Source organism: Spirochaetota bacterium (genome assembly GCA_004297825.1).
Classification (GTDB): Bacteria; Spirochaetota; UBA4802; order UBA4802; family UBA5368; genus FW300-bin19.
Genome location: SCSX01000089.1, coordinates 40,410 through 54,419, shown reverse-complemented (window position 1 = coordinate 54,419; position 14,010 = coordinate 40,410). Strand labels below are relative to the sequence as shown.

Below are 14,010 nucleotides of genomic sequence, written 5' to 3'. Positions count from 1 at the left end.
CGCGGGCCGCCCCGCGGGATTACCTTTTTTGCAAGGGAACGGATTCTTCCCCATTCCACCTATGATCACGGAAATCGAACAGAGACGGCAGTTCAGGCTTTCGCAGTGCAGGGACAAGCTGCAGCTCGCGGCGCTCATGATGGCGCAGCATCGCTATAACGAGGCGGTCATCTATTCATACCTTTCCATGTTCTACTCGGTACGCCTGCTGCTTATCGAGCACGACGACGACTCGGACGATCACGATAAAATCCTTGAGCTGGAAAAACGCTATTACGAACCCTGCGGATGGACCGGCATCGACATCATGGCGCTTTTAAAAGATACCAAATCGTTTCGCGACTCGATCTCAAAATCCCCCGGCCACCGGGTGAGCGAGGACGACGCCGAGAAATTCTACAGCAACGCGATGACGGTTATGAACGAGGTGTTGCAGCATTTGAAGATCAAGTCCTGACGCACCGCGCCCGGTTCGGAATCACGAACACCCCCGGGGCGTTTTTCGGAATTGTTTTCCCCGCCCATTTATTTCCCGCCGATCAATCAGTGATTCTCCGGACATGCGTATAGACACTCATGCGGTCGTTTCGCGCGAAGCCCACCAGCGTCATGCCCAGCTGGTCGGCGAGATCGATCGCAAGCGCCGTCGGCGCGGAGCGCGAAACTATCACCGGCACGCCTATCCGCGCCGCCTTCGTCAGCATCTCGGACGCGATGCGGCCGCTAAGCACAACGGCCATCCCGGATGTATCCACCGCATTCCTGAACGCGTACCCGAGAATGCGGTCCAGCGCGTTGTGCCGGCCGATGTCCTCGAAACACGCGACAAGGCCGCCGTGGCGGGCCAGGGCCGCTTCATGGACACCTCCCGTCAGTCTGAACGCCTCCGACGCTTCGTTAAGGAGGCTCGCAAACTGCAGCACCTCCCTCACGGTGAACCGCACCTCATGTTCGATCGGACAAAGCTGCTCGTAATCGTTGAGAAAATGAAGGGCGGGCCTGCCCTTTCCGCAACAACTGGCGAAATTCCTTTTAAGAAAGCCGTCAAGATTCCGGACGCCCCGGGTCGTTACCCATACCACGCCCTGCTCGGGACGGCTGGTTATCTCCAGCAAATCTCCCGGCTCCCGGAGAAGTCCCTCGCTCACAAGGAATCCTGTTGCAAGCAGCTCGAATTCGTAGGGGGAGCAGACGAGGGTCACCAGTTCCTCGCCGTTGAGCATTATGGTGACGGGCATTTCATTGACGACCGGATCCTCTTCGATTCTCCGGATGTCCGGCCCGCACACGGACCGCACACGCCTCTCGTACATGCCGATCGAGCCCGTTTTCATACCACCTTTATCCGCTCAACGCTTCTCATAAAGCAGCGCCTCCGGGTTTCAGTGCAGCATGGCGGATGTAGGGAGACTCACCGGCACAGTTCTTGCAGACAGCGCCGTGATTCACGGGATACGCCTCTCCGCATGCAGGGCACACAGACACAGGCCCCATTCTGTCGCGCTGAAGTTTCGCCGGTTCAACCTTGACTTTTTGCATGCCGAGAAGGTCGTGTCCGGCCTGTTTTATCTGGCTTACGAGAAGGTCGTAATCCTGTTCCCGCTTCGACTTAAGCTTCATGAACCAGGTGTATACCTCCGGCCAGTTTTTCAGCTTTTCCACATCGAGAAATACGCGAATTCCTGCGCCGCTCTTTTTCTCGTAGAGCGTTACGGCAAATCTCCCGAAATCGAGTATCTTGAGCCAGCCGTTGCCGATAGTGCACGGCGTGAGCAGCTGGACGGAATCCGGGAGACACACGGGCGTTTCACAGATCGCGTCAAAGAACTCTCCTTCCGGGAGATTTTTCAAAGCCAGGTCGACGATAAATCCACCTATAAGCAATCCGGGCGCCGGGCTGCCGTGAAACGATGTAACCAAGTGGACATATTCCTCGTACGAATAGGTACCGATATTCATACACAATCACCTCAGCGTGCCTGATATGCCGGGGCGAGCCGCGGTTCACGCGCTGCCCTGGTTGAGCGCCCCGAAGGCATACCCCGCAAGACCGAACACCGCATCCAGGGCCGCGGCGGACGCGAATGGTTTCTCATGCGACGGCTCCGGTTAAAAAAAGCATACCATCTATTATGTCAGAAATGACATAGTAAATGCTCGTGTCAATCTCTTATCGCCGTGAAGATAATTTTTCATATTCGGGCGGGGGTGCCGATGCATTCGCCTCCGGTATAATGAACGGTGGGGTTCGTGAACCAGTCAACACAATCGCTACACGGGGCGTTTCAGCCTTTCAACCATCGTCACGGCCCTTTTCGATGCGTAATCGGCGACATCGTCATAAAATTTTTTAAATTCTTTCATGAATAGAATTCCGGATTCGGTAAGCTTATATCCTTCCTTGTTGTTCTCCTTGTGAAGGAGCTCCTTCCCTACAACCTCCTCGGTCTTCTTGATTTTCCCCCAGGCGGCCCTGTACGAAATGCCCATTTTTTCCGCCGCAAGCTTCAGAGAACCGAGCGAATCAATGAGACGAAGCAGCTCAAACCTTCCCGGTCCGAAAAACACGCCCTTTTCGTCCTCGATCCAGAGGTGAAGTCGTACCTGTGGTGTGCCTTTTCCCTTTGTGGATTTATCCGCCATATTCCTGTTCGGTACTCTTCAAATAGTGTTGTTCCGATATCGCTTCGGGCAAGGGTCGCCTCTCTGCGACTACTAGATTACCCGATGCTGGACAAGTAAAGAATAATATGCGTCCGGACCGATGCCATCATGCCCGGCGCGGGTTGTATGCACAAGCACCATGCCGGGGAACCCGGGCTGCGCATGCTTCCCTCCGGCAAGACTTTTTTCCTGCGGGGAGACTCAAGTCAAGGACTAATCTGCCGGCCGAACGGACGCAGCCTACCCAGCCCATACCGGCAGGTAGTTCAAATACCGTCCCCGCCCTGTCCGCGCCGGCGTGCAGGCCAATAGCGGGTATTTATCAACATTTATCCAAATATAGATATTATAAAATATTATGCTAATAATAACACATAAAAAGAAATGTATATTAAAATAAAAACTATTGACATCGGCTATTCTGTTTTTATTTTGTAGTTAATTCCTTAATAACGTCACGATGATCTCCAGGAGGAAAAGGATGCAAATATCACGCCGGGATTTGCTGAAAATTGCCGGGGCCGGGGCCGGGGCAATAGCCCTTGGCGGCATTGGCGTTAACTACCTGACTTCGAAAGCGTACGCGAAGGACCTGAAAATAAGCGGCGCCAAAGAGGTCATATCCATATGTCCCTTCTGCGCGGTAAGCTGCCACTTCATTGCACACGTCAAAGGCGGTGAAGTCATCAGTACCGAAGGCGATCCCGGCTACCCCGTCAGCGAAGGCGCTTTGTGCGCAAAGGGATCGACGATGCTTTCAATGATCAACAGCGATCACAGGGTACTTAAGCCGATGTACCGTGCGCCGTACAGCGAAAAGTGGGAGGAAAAAAGCTGGGGCTGGATGATCGATACTGTTGCGAGGCGAATAAAAGACACACGCGATAAGAATTTTTTGGAAAAAAATGCCGAGGGGCAGGTTGTTAACCGCAACGACAGGATGTTTCACATGGGTTCTTCCCAGATGAGTAATGAAGAGGCATCCGTTGTTGTGCAGGCTATGCGCGCAATGGGAATCATGAGTATCGATCATCAGGCTCGAGTTTGACACGGTCCCTCTGTCGCCAGTTTGGCGGAATCGTTTGGCCGTGGAGCAATGACTAATCATTGGATCGATATCAAGAATACCGACTGTTGTATCATAATCGGCAGCAATGCCGCGGAACACCATCCCATCTGCTTTAAATGGGTTCTGAAAGCCAAAGAGGAGAGAGGGGCAAAGATCATCCACATTGACCCTAAATTCTCACGGACCTCCGCACGATCAGACTTCCATGTACCGCTCCGCTCAGGAACGGATATTGCTTTCATGGGCGGCATGATCAACTACATACTGACAAAAAATAAGTATTTCAAAGAATATGTCGATCTGTATACAAACGCTTCGTTTATTGTCAGTGAAAAGTATTCTTTCAATAATGGACTTTTTTCAGGCTATAATCCTCAAACAAAGAAGTATGATAAATTAAACTGGCAGTTTGAGGCGGATGCCGACGGCAAGATAAAAAAAGATCCCACGCTAAAACACCCCAGATGTGTAATGCAGCTGTTACAGAATCACTACTCAAGATATGATTTAAATAAGGTTTCGTCGATAACAGGGGTGTCGCAGGAAAATCTTCTCAAAACGTATGAGGCTTTTGCCGCAACGGGAACACGCGATAAAGCCGGTACAATTCTCTACGCCCTGGGCTGGACACAGCACACAGTGGGGGTTCAGAATATCCGTACAAGCGGTATTGTCCAGTTGCTTCTCGGCAATGTCGGTATCGCAGGCGGCGGTATTAATGCATTAAGGGGAGAGCCTAATGTTCAGGGAACCTCCGACCATGCGATTCTCTACGATATACTTCCCGGCTACCTGGCAATTCCCAGGGCGAATATGCCTACCCTGGCGGATTACAAGAAAATGACAACGCCTGTCTCAAAAGAACCCGCAAGTCTAAACTGGGCGGGAAACAAACCTAAGTATATAACAAGCCTTCTTAAAGCATATTTCGGGGCAAAAGCAAGAGAAGAAAACGATTTCGGTTATAGCTGGATTCCCAAGGCAGACGTGTCAAAAAGTGAAGAAATAGGTGACCACTCATTTCTTTATACATTTGATAGAATGTATAAAGGAGAGCTGATAGGTGGGTCAATATGGGCTACAAATCCCGCCCAGGGATTCACCAACAGCAACAAGGTCAGGAAAGCCCTGGCGAATCTCGACTTTCTCTTCATGGCGGAAATACATCTGAATGAAACAACCGAATTCTGGCATGGGCCGGGGGTGGATCCTAAAAAAGTCAAAACAGAAATGTTTCTCTTCCCGTCATGCCACCGTGTTGAGAAGGAAGGAAGCATCAGCAATAGCGGACGATGGATGCTGTGGCATCACCAGGCTGTCAAGCCGAAAGGAAAATCCAAATCCATGGGACAGATAATGGTAGAGATCATGAATGAAGTGAAAGATCTCTATGAAGATGAGGGCGGTGTATGTAAAGAACCGATTGTAAACCTGAACTGGTATAAAAAATACGATGCCGACAAGGTGGCAAAACGTATAAACGGTTATTTTACAGACGGTCCCAAAAAAGGCCAACAGCTCACAGGGCTTGCCGATTTCGCAGAAGACGGGTCAACGGCATCCCTATGCTGGATGATGGCCGGAGTTTATACCGACGAGTTTGGAAACAAAATGAAAGCCCGCAGTTTGGAGCAGACTCCCCTGCAAAAACAGATTGGGCTCTATCCGAATTTCTCATGGTCATGGCCGATGAACAGAAGGATCATATACAATAGGGCCGGTGTTGACAAAGACGGACAACCATGGGATCCGGGCCGTACAGTTATCAGGTGGGACGGCACAAAATGGGAAGGAGATGTTGCCGACGGTGCCCAGCCTCCCTTATCAAAATCGGGCGGTAAAAATCCTTTTATTATGACCAAGGACGGTTTTGGACAGCTTTACGGCCCCGGCCTGAATGATGGTCCGTTCCCGGAGCACTACGAGCCGGTTGAGACCCCGGTGACAAATCACGGTTTCTCGGGACAGCTCAGGAATCCATGCGCAAAAATTGTTGTGAGCGATATGGATATACTATCCGCCGCAGGCGATCCTAATTTTCCGATAGTTCTTACGACATACAGCATGACTGAACACTGGTGCGGAGGGAGCGAGACAAGAAATGTTCCCTCCCTTCTTGAAGCTGAACCGCAGTTATATGTCGAGATGAGCCATGAACTTGCGGCGGAAAAGGGGATTAAAAACGGAGACCCGGTTATTGTTGCAAACCTGCGCGGCAGGGTTGAAGCAGTAGCTATGGTAACGGTACGAATAACGCCATTCAATATTCAAGGGAGGACAGTCCATTTAATAGGGATGCCATTCGCATTCGGATGGACGAAAAAAGGTATTGGCGACTCTACAAACAGGCTGACCGTTTCGGCGGGTGACGCAAATACTTCAACACCTGAAACTAAAGCATGCTGCGTAAACATTCGAAAAGCGGATCCAAAAGAGCTGACTGAATTAACTTACGAAGACGCAAACGTTGCAGGAGGAAAACATGTCTAAGACATTTTTCATAGATACGTCGCGATGCACCGCGTGCAGGGGATGCCAGGTTGCGTGCAAGGAATGGCAGGATTTTCCCGCCAATTATACAAAACAGCTCGGCTGGGGAAGCCACCAGAATCCGCCGGATCTGAACCATTTCAATTATAAAATCGTCCGTTTCAGCGAGCATAAAATAAAAAACCGCGTCATATGGAACTTTTTCCCCGACCAGTGCCGCCATTGCACGGAACCCCCGTGCAAGGCCGCGGCGGACGCCCACGTCAAGGAGGCCGTGGTGATTCACCCGGACTCGGGAGCCGTCATTTTTACCTCGCGTACGAAAAAAATTTCCAAAGACGGATTTACCATGATGCGCGAGTATTGTCCCTACGAGGTTCCGCGGAGAAATGAAACGACCGGGGTAATTAACAAATGCGACATGTGCTTCGAAAGGGTTGAGACCGGGCTTCTGCCCATGTGCGTTAAAACATGCCCGACGGGCGCCATGAATTTCGGCGACCGGCAAAAAATGCTTGTAATGGCAAACGCCAGGCTCAGCGTTGTACGCAGCGAGTTTCCCGATGCCTCATTACTTGATGAAGACAGCGTGAGGGTAGTTTACCTGATTACCCACAAGCGCACCCTCTATCATAAAACGGCATCGGCGACGGACGTCAGGCAAAAAGGCACCCCCACCGCATAACGGCAATCATGTTCACCGCTGCGCGGGGGCATCGTCCCTCGCGCAGCGCGTCGATCGCACTGTATCCAACCCCAGGAAAGGCATCGCCATGAATAGCAGTCCCAGTTTTCCGTCCGACGAGATCAGGAACGCGGTCGAAGAGATAACGAAGAAAAAAGCCGATTACCGTCCACTGCTCGACCTGTACGGGCGGATTTTCATCGCCCAGGAAGAATCGAAACCCTCCCTCCGCCTGGATGAATTCCGCATACCTGAAGAAATCCTATCGGTGAAGAAAAGGGGAAACTTTCCGCTTGTCGAGGTGTCGCAATTCAGGGTGGATGGACGGGCGTTCGGGGCGCTCTTTCACGAGATAAGCGGCATCCTGTTGCAGGCCGGGGGCGAACTGTCGGAGTACGTGAAAAAAATTCTGGCGATGATCGAGACCGGGCAAGAGGGAATGAGCGAACTTTTAGCGGCACTGCTCGCGGGTAACGAGTCCCTGTTTGACCGTCTTGAGGATGAATTCCAGGTAGATAAAAAAATGCTCGGCTTTTTATTGTATAATAGCGCGAAGCCCTCCCTTTCACTTTTCTCGATGAAGATTTCGGTGTATCGCGACGGCGAAGTACCGTGGGAAAAGGGTTATTGTCCCGTCTGCGGCTCAATGCCCGAGATGTCGATTTTCGAGAAGGATGGAAAGCGTTCGTTGCAATGCGGTTTTTGCGGACACACCTGGACTTCCAGGAGGGTATATTGCCCGTATTGCGAGAATACCGACCATGAGACCCTGCGTTACTATACTATTGAAGATGAGGAAGAATACAGGGTTGACGTGTGCAATAAATGCAAGACCTACATTAAAACTATCGACCTTCGCTCTGTGTCAAGGACCGTATACCTTCCATTGGAGATAGTATCCACGCCCTATATGAATATCAAATTCGAGGAGATGGGCTACAAGCCCGGCCTCGCGACTCTCGTTCCATAAGGGGTCCCGCATCGACGGCGGGCACCGTGGCGACCATCGCCACGCGCTGCCCTGTTTCCCCTACGGCCTCTCGGAAACCCACATCGACCCGTCTTCGAAGAATTCCTTTTTCCAGATGGGCACCGTCTTCTTGATCGTGTCGATTATGAACTGGAGCGCCTGAAATCCCTCGGCGCGATGGGGGGTCGATACGCCTATGAAGACGCTCGGCTCTCCCAGGCCCACCTCCCCGGTGCGATGCACGATGACGCAGTCGGAGAGCGGCCACCGGGAACAGGCTTCGTCCGCGATCCTACCGAGCTCTTTCATGGCCATGGTCTCGTAGGCTTCGTAATGCAGGTATAACACCGATTTCCCCATGGACCCCCGGCGCGCCGTGCCAATGAACGAAAGCACCGCGCCGTCTTCCTTCGTCCCCACGGTCCGGATGAGCGCCGCGGTATCGAGGGGATTTTCCTGGATGAGTATCTTTTTCACGGTGCACCCCCTCTCACCCGCCGCTCACGGGCGGGAACATGGCGAGAATGTCGCCTTCCGCGAGCACGGTGTCGGGGCGGGCGTACTCCTCGTTCACGGCGTACAGGAGCGAGCCCTTCCGGGCCGCGAGGCCCTCAAAACTTACCGACAGCCTGCGCACAACCTCGTCGATCGTGATTCCCTCCGGGACGATGATTTCCTTTTCATCGAACCCGGCTGCGTCCCGCAGGGAGGCAAATGTTTTAATCGTTATTTTCATCCGGCTTTCCCCCTCCCGCGTCGCCGGGGCCCGGCCCGAGCTCGCGGTATTCCTGCACGGCCTTGCGAATATCAGGCCGCAGGTAAATGAGTTTCTTATACCATTTCCGCGCCTCTGCCGTCCGGCCCTGTTCCCTGAGCGAGCGCGCGAGCGCGAGGTACGAACCGGGGTCGCTGATATATTCCATCGAGTCGGCAAGGTCCCGGACACCCCGGGGATCCCCGCGCGCGGCCAGGAGCACCCCCCTCCCGAGGTACGCGCGCCCGTTCCACGGGTAGTACCCGAGCGCGCGGGAGTACAGGTCCCCGGCCGCCATCCCGCCGGCCTCGGACGCCGCGGCCGCGCGCGCGCTCCAGTAATCAGATGCCGCATAACGATATCCCCACCACCCCCAGGCCGCGAGCACCGCCGCGAGCGCGGCGGCCGGAACCCGGGACGGGACGCACACGCCTAAAACCGGCCGCGCGGATGACGCGACGAGCGCGAGCGCGGCGATAAAAAGGATCTTGCTGAAGGGAATGTAAAAGGGAAACGACCAGAGGCAAAACGGCAGGTAAATAAGCGGCACCAGCGCGATGAAGGAGGCGTGGTCACGCCTGCGCGCACGCGCGACACCCGCGTAAATCGCGGCCCCCAGCATCGAGAGAAACGCCGCCGCGGCCGGCATTCCCGAGTCGAAGGCTATCTCGATGAGGTCCGAATGGGCGTGGTCGATGTCGACCAGATGAGAAAGCTGGAAGCGGTCCAGGGGGACGCTGTTGATGTAGCGGCCCTGGTATTCCAGGTACCGGTACCCGAACATGCCCGGCCCCTTCCCCGCGACGCCCGCGTCCCCAAGCATGGAAAAGCCGGTCGCGTAGAGGACCCTGCGCTCGAACAGGGGTGTCGTGCGGGAGAGCGTAAAACTGTTGAGCACACGGTCCGATTGCGTCGAACCGCTCATGAAATGAAACGCAAAGAATGCGCCCGTGATGAGCACGATAGCGCCCAGGGATCCAAGGAGCCATGCGCGGGCCCGTTTCGGGGAAAATGGAATCATGAGCAGCATGGCGCACGCAAGCACGAACCAGGCGAGCCGGGAATAGGTAAAGTACACCGCGAGCCCCATGATCACGAGGGAGACGAGCATGAGCCGGTAGCGCCGGAGCGCGGTGAAGAAGGAAACGGAGAAAGGAAGCGCGAGCACCAGGAATTCCGAGAGGTAGTTCGGATTGTCCATGGACGCGACGACAGGATAATGGTACGTCTTGAAGAGCTCCCTTACTCCCCGGGGAACGTCGAACTCGAAAAAATACTGGAGCAGCCCCCAGCCGGCGAGCACGAGCGCCGCCGCGGTCACCGCCCCCGAGAGCGCGACGATTGGCTCGCGTGCATCCCCTTCCCCGTCACGCATCACTACGCGGCAGAAGACATAGAGCGCGGGGAACGCTGCCTCCAGGAGGACCGCGGTCGATGAGACCGCGCGGTTGGACGACACGATCCAGGAAACCAGGTAGAGCGAATAGAACAGGAGAACGAGAACGTCCAGAAGCGCGGGGCGCAGATAAATCCTTGAGCCGCGGTACAGCCCCCGGGCGCACCACCACGCGCCCGCCGCGAACATCACCCCGGCCGCGAGCAGCCTGGGGCCGTCGAATTCCGGGAGCCGATCCCATCCCACGAGGGGAACGAGCATGAAAACGACAAGCCCCGCCGGGAGGACCAGCGGGTTTCTCAGATAGACTTCGGGTTTGAATGAACGCAGCCGGGAAATGAGCGTCACCTCACTTCGCGCCGCGCTTCACCATGAAGATGTAGTGCTTTATATAGGGCTGGATTCCCTCTTCGTAGTCCGCTATGTCTATTTCAAGGGGATAATGGAGCACCGCGTCGAGCGACGATTTCGTGATTTCCTCGGCGCTGGTATCTATGAGGGTCTTGAAGCGCTTCACCACTTCCTTGTCGACGGCGTCGTGCACGCGCTTGTTCATGTCGGAATAGAGCTTGTAGAGATTCGTTTTCCGCTTGTTCTTTTTCTTGCTCACAGGCTTCGCGCTTTTCGCGGGCTTCGCGCTCTTCGCGGGTTTCGCGGGTTTCGCGCTCCGTGAAGCCTTTGCATCAATCTTTTTCTTTTCAGCCATTACGTGTTATACCTCAAACCGAAATAATCGGAGAGAATAGTTACCCGCCCCCGAGTTGTAAACAACAATTTTTCGCGGCAACTGCCTCCCCTTCGGGGTCCCCGCGGGCCCTGCGCCGGACGCATGGTCCGTGAAAGTGAGCCATTTTTTTCTTTCGGGCCTTCATGGTCCTGCCGACACTGTAATAGACACATCCGGTACAGGTACGAGGTATCATCATGAAATGCTCTAAATGCGGGACTTCGCTCAACAAGCTCAACCACTATTTCGTTCCGTCCCCGAACGGGAAGGACGGGCGGCGCTACTGCATCACGTGCGCCCGGGAAGAACGCATAATCACCCTGGTGTGACTCGTGCTCAGCCCAACAGGGCGCGCATGACCGCCAGGCTCTCCTCCACGGCGTCCGGGTCCCCCGAATCCGGGAGGCGGGAGCCGGTCATGACCGCGTAAGGCACCAGTTCCCTCACCACTACCGCGGGAAGAACCCCATCCGCTACCACGCCGCGCACGAAATTCGCGAACACCCGCACGGCGTCGCACAGCGCCGCCTCATCCGCAACCCTTGATCCGTCAAATGAATACGCGTCGATCACGTGCGGCAGGAGCACGTCGATGCCGCCCCAATCCAGGTGCGCGTGCAGTGCGTTCCCCGACCCCGCGGCGTTCATGATCTCCATAATGCCCACGGTCGCGGGGTCCAGTCCCAGATCCCCGGAGAGTATGTCCTTCTGTTCGTATGCAAGCGTCGACGGGTAACGCGAAATATACACCCGGGCTCCCGTAACCCGTGGTACGCAGGCGGGAATGATCGACCCGGCCTGCCTTGATCGGGACGGGAAGACCTTCACCTCCATCTCTCCCTTCCCCGTACCGTAAAAGCCGAAGCGCCTGAGCGACAGGCTCGTATAAAAGCCCATGGGCTCGAAGAGCGCAAAAAGCGTTTCCCTGACGAAGTCGGTGGCGTAGGAATGCGCGGCATGCGTGACCCCGCGCAGATCGAGCGCGCTGCGGTACGGGCGCGCGGAGAGGGCCGGCGCCATGAGGAGCGCAAGCTCGACCGCCGAGCTGTAGGGATTGGTTTCGAATGAATATATCCCGTGGCGCACCTGCCCGGGTGTGAACACGAGATCGTCCCCGTTTATGTCGAACGCCCCCAGCCGGAAGGAGTCTATGAATTTCTCCCAGTCGGAAACCAGGGGCTGGACCTCGGGCGTGGAGTCGATGAAGGCGGCGCCCCCCCGGACCAGGACCTCGCGCTCCGCGAGGAGCGCAGCGGCCAGGACCTGGCGGAGCAGGACATGATCGCAGCGCCGGGGTGCTATCTCTACCATGTCACCGGAAGTACGGCTTGAGCGCCTCGGGGATGTCGATGTTCCCGTCGGCGGTCTGGTAGTTTTCCATTACGGCGGCAAGCGTTCTCCCGGCAGCGAGACCGGAGCCGTTCAGGGTATGCAGGAAGGCGGCCTTCTCGCCCTTGGCCTTCCGGTAGCGGATGCGCGCGCGGCGCGCCTGGTAGTCGATGAAATTGGAACAGGAGGATATTTCGACGTAGCGGTCCAGTCCCGGCATCCACACCTCCAGGTCGTACGTCTTCGCCGATGACGCGGAGGTATCGGCGCTGCAAAGGAGGGAGACGCGGTAGTGGAGCTTGAGCCGCCTGAGGACCTCCTCGGCCGCGGCGACGAGGCTCTCAAGCTCGTCGTACGAGGTTTCGGGCTCCACGAACTTCACGAGCTCGACCTTCTGGAACTGGTGCACGCGGATGAGTCCGCGGGTATCCTTGCCGGCCGAGCCCGCCTCCCTCCGGAAACAGGATGACTGCATGGTTACATATTTGGGCAACTCCTCCTTGTCCAGGATTTCGTCGCGGTAGAGGTTCGTGAGCGGCACCTCGGCGGTGGGAATGAGGGAGAGCCCGTCCCGCTCGATGCGGTAGTACTCGTCCTTGAACTTGGGGAACTGGCCCGTCCCTATCATGCTCTCGTCATTGACGATGAACGGGCCGAATATCTCCGTGTAGCCGTGCTCTTTCGTATGGAGGTCGAGCATGAAGCTGATGATCGCACGCTCCATGCGCGCGGCCAGTCCCCGGTACACATAGAAGCGCGCCCCCGCGAGCTTCACGCCGCGCTCGAAGTCGAGAATGCCCAGGGTAGTGCCCAGGTCGTAATGCGGCTTCGGGACAAAATCGAACCTCGGCTTTTCCCCCCAGGTGCGCACCACGACGTTGTCGTCCTCGCCCTTCCCCTCCGGCACCGATTCGTGCAGCACGTTGGGAAGCGAGAGGAGCATATCGGTAAACCGCGCCTCGATCTCCTCGACCCTGGATTCCAGTCCCTTGATCTCGTCGCCCGCGCCGCCTATCTCCTTCATGAGCGCCGAGGCGTCCTCCCCCTTGCCCTTGAGCCTGCCTATCTCTTTCGAGACGCGGTTGCGCTTCTCGCGAAGCTCGTCGATCTTCTGGATGACCGACCGGCGCTCCTCGTCCACCTGTGTGAACGATGCGAGGTCGACGACCCCTTCCATGTTGCGCTTTTTTAGAATCGCGCGGATGTAATCGATGTTCTCTCGGATGAGCCTGGCGTCTATCATGGTCCTTACCCCCGGTGCGTTTTTGGGCACGCCCACGCTATCCGCGCGGACCGTTTTGTCAAGAAATGAACGGAAATTATTTTCGCCGTCCGGGAGGGTGTGAATTAATTTCGGATGTTTCGCATTGATAATCCATGAAAATGCTCATATTTTCATCCCCTCCTTCGTATCTATTTCATACGCTCCACGTTTTTCCTGGAGGAATATTGAATGCTGCGAACGAGCATCAACATGAGAAACGACATCTTCTTTAAGATTGGCATCGCTGCTGTCCGGCTCGGAATATCCCAACGCGAGGTCGTGATTATGCTTCTTAGCCGCATACGGGGCGATATCGATCACTTCCAGGGTGGCTTTACCCTAGTGAAGTACCAGCCGCGCGATCCCCGGAAGCTCTGGCACTGCTTTCCGATTTGCTTCAGGGAGGCGGAGAGTGAGCTTGTTGCGGATTTTCGTAAGCTCAGTAGGTTTTCTGTCTCCTATCTGGTGGCGATCGCCACGGATAGATATATGGAAGAGATGTTGCAGGGAAAGAAAAGCAGACATAACTATGTAAATTTTTCTCACTATGCCATCGGCCGGAGGATCGAAAATGGCATCATTTGCTGGGAATTGTACTGGGGAGACCCCGGCGACACGCCGAAGGGGAAAATACACCGCCGCACATAGTACTCATTTTCTCA

14 protein-coding genes are annotated in these 14,010 nt (G+C 55.4%); 5 read left to right on the top strand and 9 right to left on the bottom strand.

All coding sequences use genetic code 11. From position 1 onward, the window contains the following. Window positions 1-61 precede the first annotated feature (61 nt). On the top strand, window positions 62-457 hold the full coding sequence (locus EPN93_19865) for a HEPN domain-containing protein (protein TAL30376.1): 396 nt from the start codon (window positions 62-64) through the stop codon (window positions 455-457). Between the two features lie 82 nt (window positions 458-539). Here EPN93_19865 and fdhD read toward each other — a convergent pair whose 3' ends face one another. From fdhD to EPN93_19850, 3 genes are all read right to left on the bottom strand, one after another. Beyond that, window positions 540-1,334: a formate dehydrogenase accessory sulfurtransferase FdhD gene (fdhD, locus tag EPN93_19860; GenBank protein TAL30375.1), complete on the bottom strand. Its 795-nt coding sequence runs from the start codon at window positions 1,332-1,334 to the stop codon at window positions 540-542. Window positions 1,335-1,359: 25 nt separating this feature from the next. Further along, complete coding sequence (locus tag EPN93_19855) at window positions 1,360-1,959, bottom strand: tRNA CCA-pyrophosphorylase (protein TAL30374.1); 600 nt, start codon at window positions 1,957-1,959, stop codon at window positions 1,360-1,362. A 312-nt stretch (window positions 1,960-2,271) separates the two neighbouring features. Next, window positions 2,272-2,643, bottom strand: a complete 372-nt coding sequence (locus EPN93_19850; GenBank protein TAL30373.1) for a LysR family transcriptional regulator — start codon at window positions 2,641-2,643, stop codon at window positions 2,272-2,274. A 502-nt stretch (window positions 2,644-3,145) separates the two neighbouring features. On the opposite strand from EPN93_19850, the gene fdnG reads away from it, so the two are divergent. From fdnG to fdhE, 3 genes are all read left to right on the top strand, one after another. Next, on the top strand, window positions 3,146-6,223 hold the full coding sequence (gene fdnG, locus EPN93_19845) for a formate dehydrogenase-N subunit alpha (GenBank protein ID TAL30372.1): 3,078 nt from the start codon (window positions 3,146-3,148) through the stop codon (window positions 6,221-6,223). Continuing rightward, entirely contained in the window at window positions 6,216-6,908 is a 693-nt protein-coding gene (locus tag EPN93_19840) for a formate dehydrogenase (GenBank protein TAL30371.1), read from the top strand. Before fdnG ends, EPN93_19840 begins: the two co-directional genes overlap by 8 nt. Before the next feature lie 88 nt (window positions 6,909-6,996). Further along, on the top strand, window positions 6,997-7,878 hold the full coding sequence (fdhE, locus tag EPN93_19835) for a formate dehydrogenase accessory protein FdhE (protein TAL30370.1): 882 nt from the start codon (window positions 6,997-6,999) through the stop codon (window positions 7,876-7,878). A gap of 60 nt (window positions 7,879-7,938) precedes the next feature. On the opposite strand, the gene EPN93_19830 is transcribed toward fdhE, so the two are convergent. The 6 genes from EPN93_19830 to EPN93_19805 form a co-directional block, all read right to left on the bottom strand. After that, window positions 7,939-8,355 (bottom strand): molybdenum cofactor biosynthesis protein MoaE, encoded by a 417-nt coding sequence (locus EPN93_19830; GenBank protein ID TAL30369.1) that lies wholly within the window; start codon window positions 8,353-8,355, stop codon window positions 7,939-7,941. A 13-nt stretch (window positions 8,356-8,368) separates the two neighbouring features. Further along, window positions 8,369-8,614, bottom strand: a complete 246-nt coding sequence (locus EPN93_19825) for a MoaD/ThiS family protein (GenBank protein TAL30368.1) — start codon at window positions 8,612-8,614, stop codon at window positions 8,369-8,371. Further along, on the bottom strand, window positions 8,598-10,376 hold the full coding sequence (locus tag EPN93_19820) for a hypothetical protein (protein ID TAL30367.1): 1,779 nt from the start codon (window positions 10,374-10,376) through the stop codon (window positions 8,598-8,600). Before EPN93_19820 ends, EPN93_19825 begins: the two co-directional genes overlap by 17 nt. 1 nt (window position 10,377) lies before the next feature. Beyond that, window positions 10,378-10,734 carry a hypothetical protein gene (locus EPN93_19815; protein ID TAL30366.1) on the bottom strand — a complete coding sequence of 119 codons (357 nt, stop codon included), beginning with the start codon at window positions 10,732-10,734 and terminating at the stop codon, window positions 10,378-10,380. Window positions 10,735-11,091: 357 nt separating this feature from the next. Further along, window positions 11,092-12,066: a hypothetical protein gene (locus EPN93_19810; protein ID TAL30365.1), complete on the bottom strand. Its 975-nt coding sequence runs from the start codon at window positions 12,064-12,066 to the stop codon at window positions 11,092-11,094. 1 nt (window position 12,067) lies between these two features. After that, window positions 12,068-13,327, bottom strand: coding sequence for a serine--tRNA ligase (locus tag EPN93_19805; protein TAL30421.1), 1,260 nt, complete (start codon window positions 13,325-13,327; stop codon window positions 12,068-12,070). A gap of 231 nt (window positions 13,328-13,558) precedes the next feature. On the opposite strand from EPN93_19805, the gene EPN93_19800 reads away from it, so the two are divergent. After that, window positions 13,559-13,996, top strand: a complete 438-nt coding sequence (locus EPN93_19800) for a hypothetical protein (GenBank protein ID TAL30364.1) — start codon at window positions 13,559-13,561, stop codon at window positions 13,994-13,996. Window positions 13,997-14,010: the final 14 nt, after the last annotated feature.

Coding starts and splice junctions, on each gene's coding strand:
- EPN93_19865 (TAL30376.1), top strand. CDS start 62: ATGATCACGGAAATCGAACAGAGACGGCAGTTCAGGCTTTCGCAGTGC.
- fdhD (TAL30375.1), bottom strand. CDS start 1,334: ATGAAAACGGGCTCGATCGGCATGTACGAGAGGCGTGTGCGGTCCGTG.
- EPN93_19855 (TAL30374.1), bottom strand. CDS start 1,959: ATGAATATCGGTACCTATTCGTACGAGGAATATGTCCACTTGGTTACA.
- EPN93_19850 (TAL30373.1), bottom strand. CDS start 2,643: ATGGCGGATAAATCCACAAAGGGAAAAGGCACACCACAGGTACGACTT.
- EPN93_19840 (TAL30371.1), top strand. CDS start 6,216: ATGTCTAAGACATTTTTCATAGATACGTCGCGATGCACCGCGTGCAGG.
- fdhE (TAL30370.1), top strand. CDS start 6,997: ATGAATAGCAGTCCCAGTTTTCCGTCCGACGAGATCAGGAACGCGGTC.
- EPN93_19825 (TAL30368.1), bottom strand. CDS start 8,614: ATGAAAATAACGATTAAAACATTTGCCTCCCTGCGGGACGCAGCCGGG.
- EPN93_19815 (TAL30366.1), bottom strand. CDS start 10,734: ATGGCTGAAAAGAAAAAGATTGATGCAAAGGCTTCACGGAGCGCGAAA.
- EPN93_19810 (TAL30365.1), bottom strand. CDS start 12,066: ATGGTAGAGATAGCACCCCGGCGCTGCGATCATGTCCTGCTCCGCCAG.
- EPN93_19805 (TAL30421.1), bottom strand. CDS start 13,327: ATGATAGACGCCAGGCTCATCCGAGAGAACATCGATTACATCCGCGCG.
- EPN93_19800 (TAL30364.1), top strand. CDS start 13,559: ATGAGAAACGACATCTTCTTTAAGATTGGCATCGCTGCTGTCCGGCTC.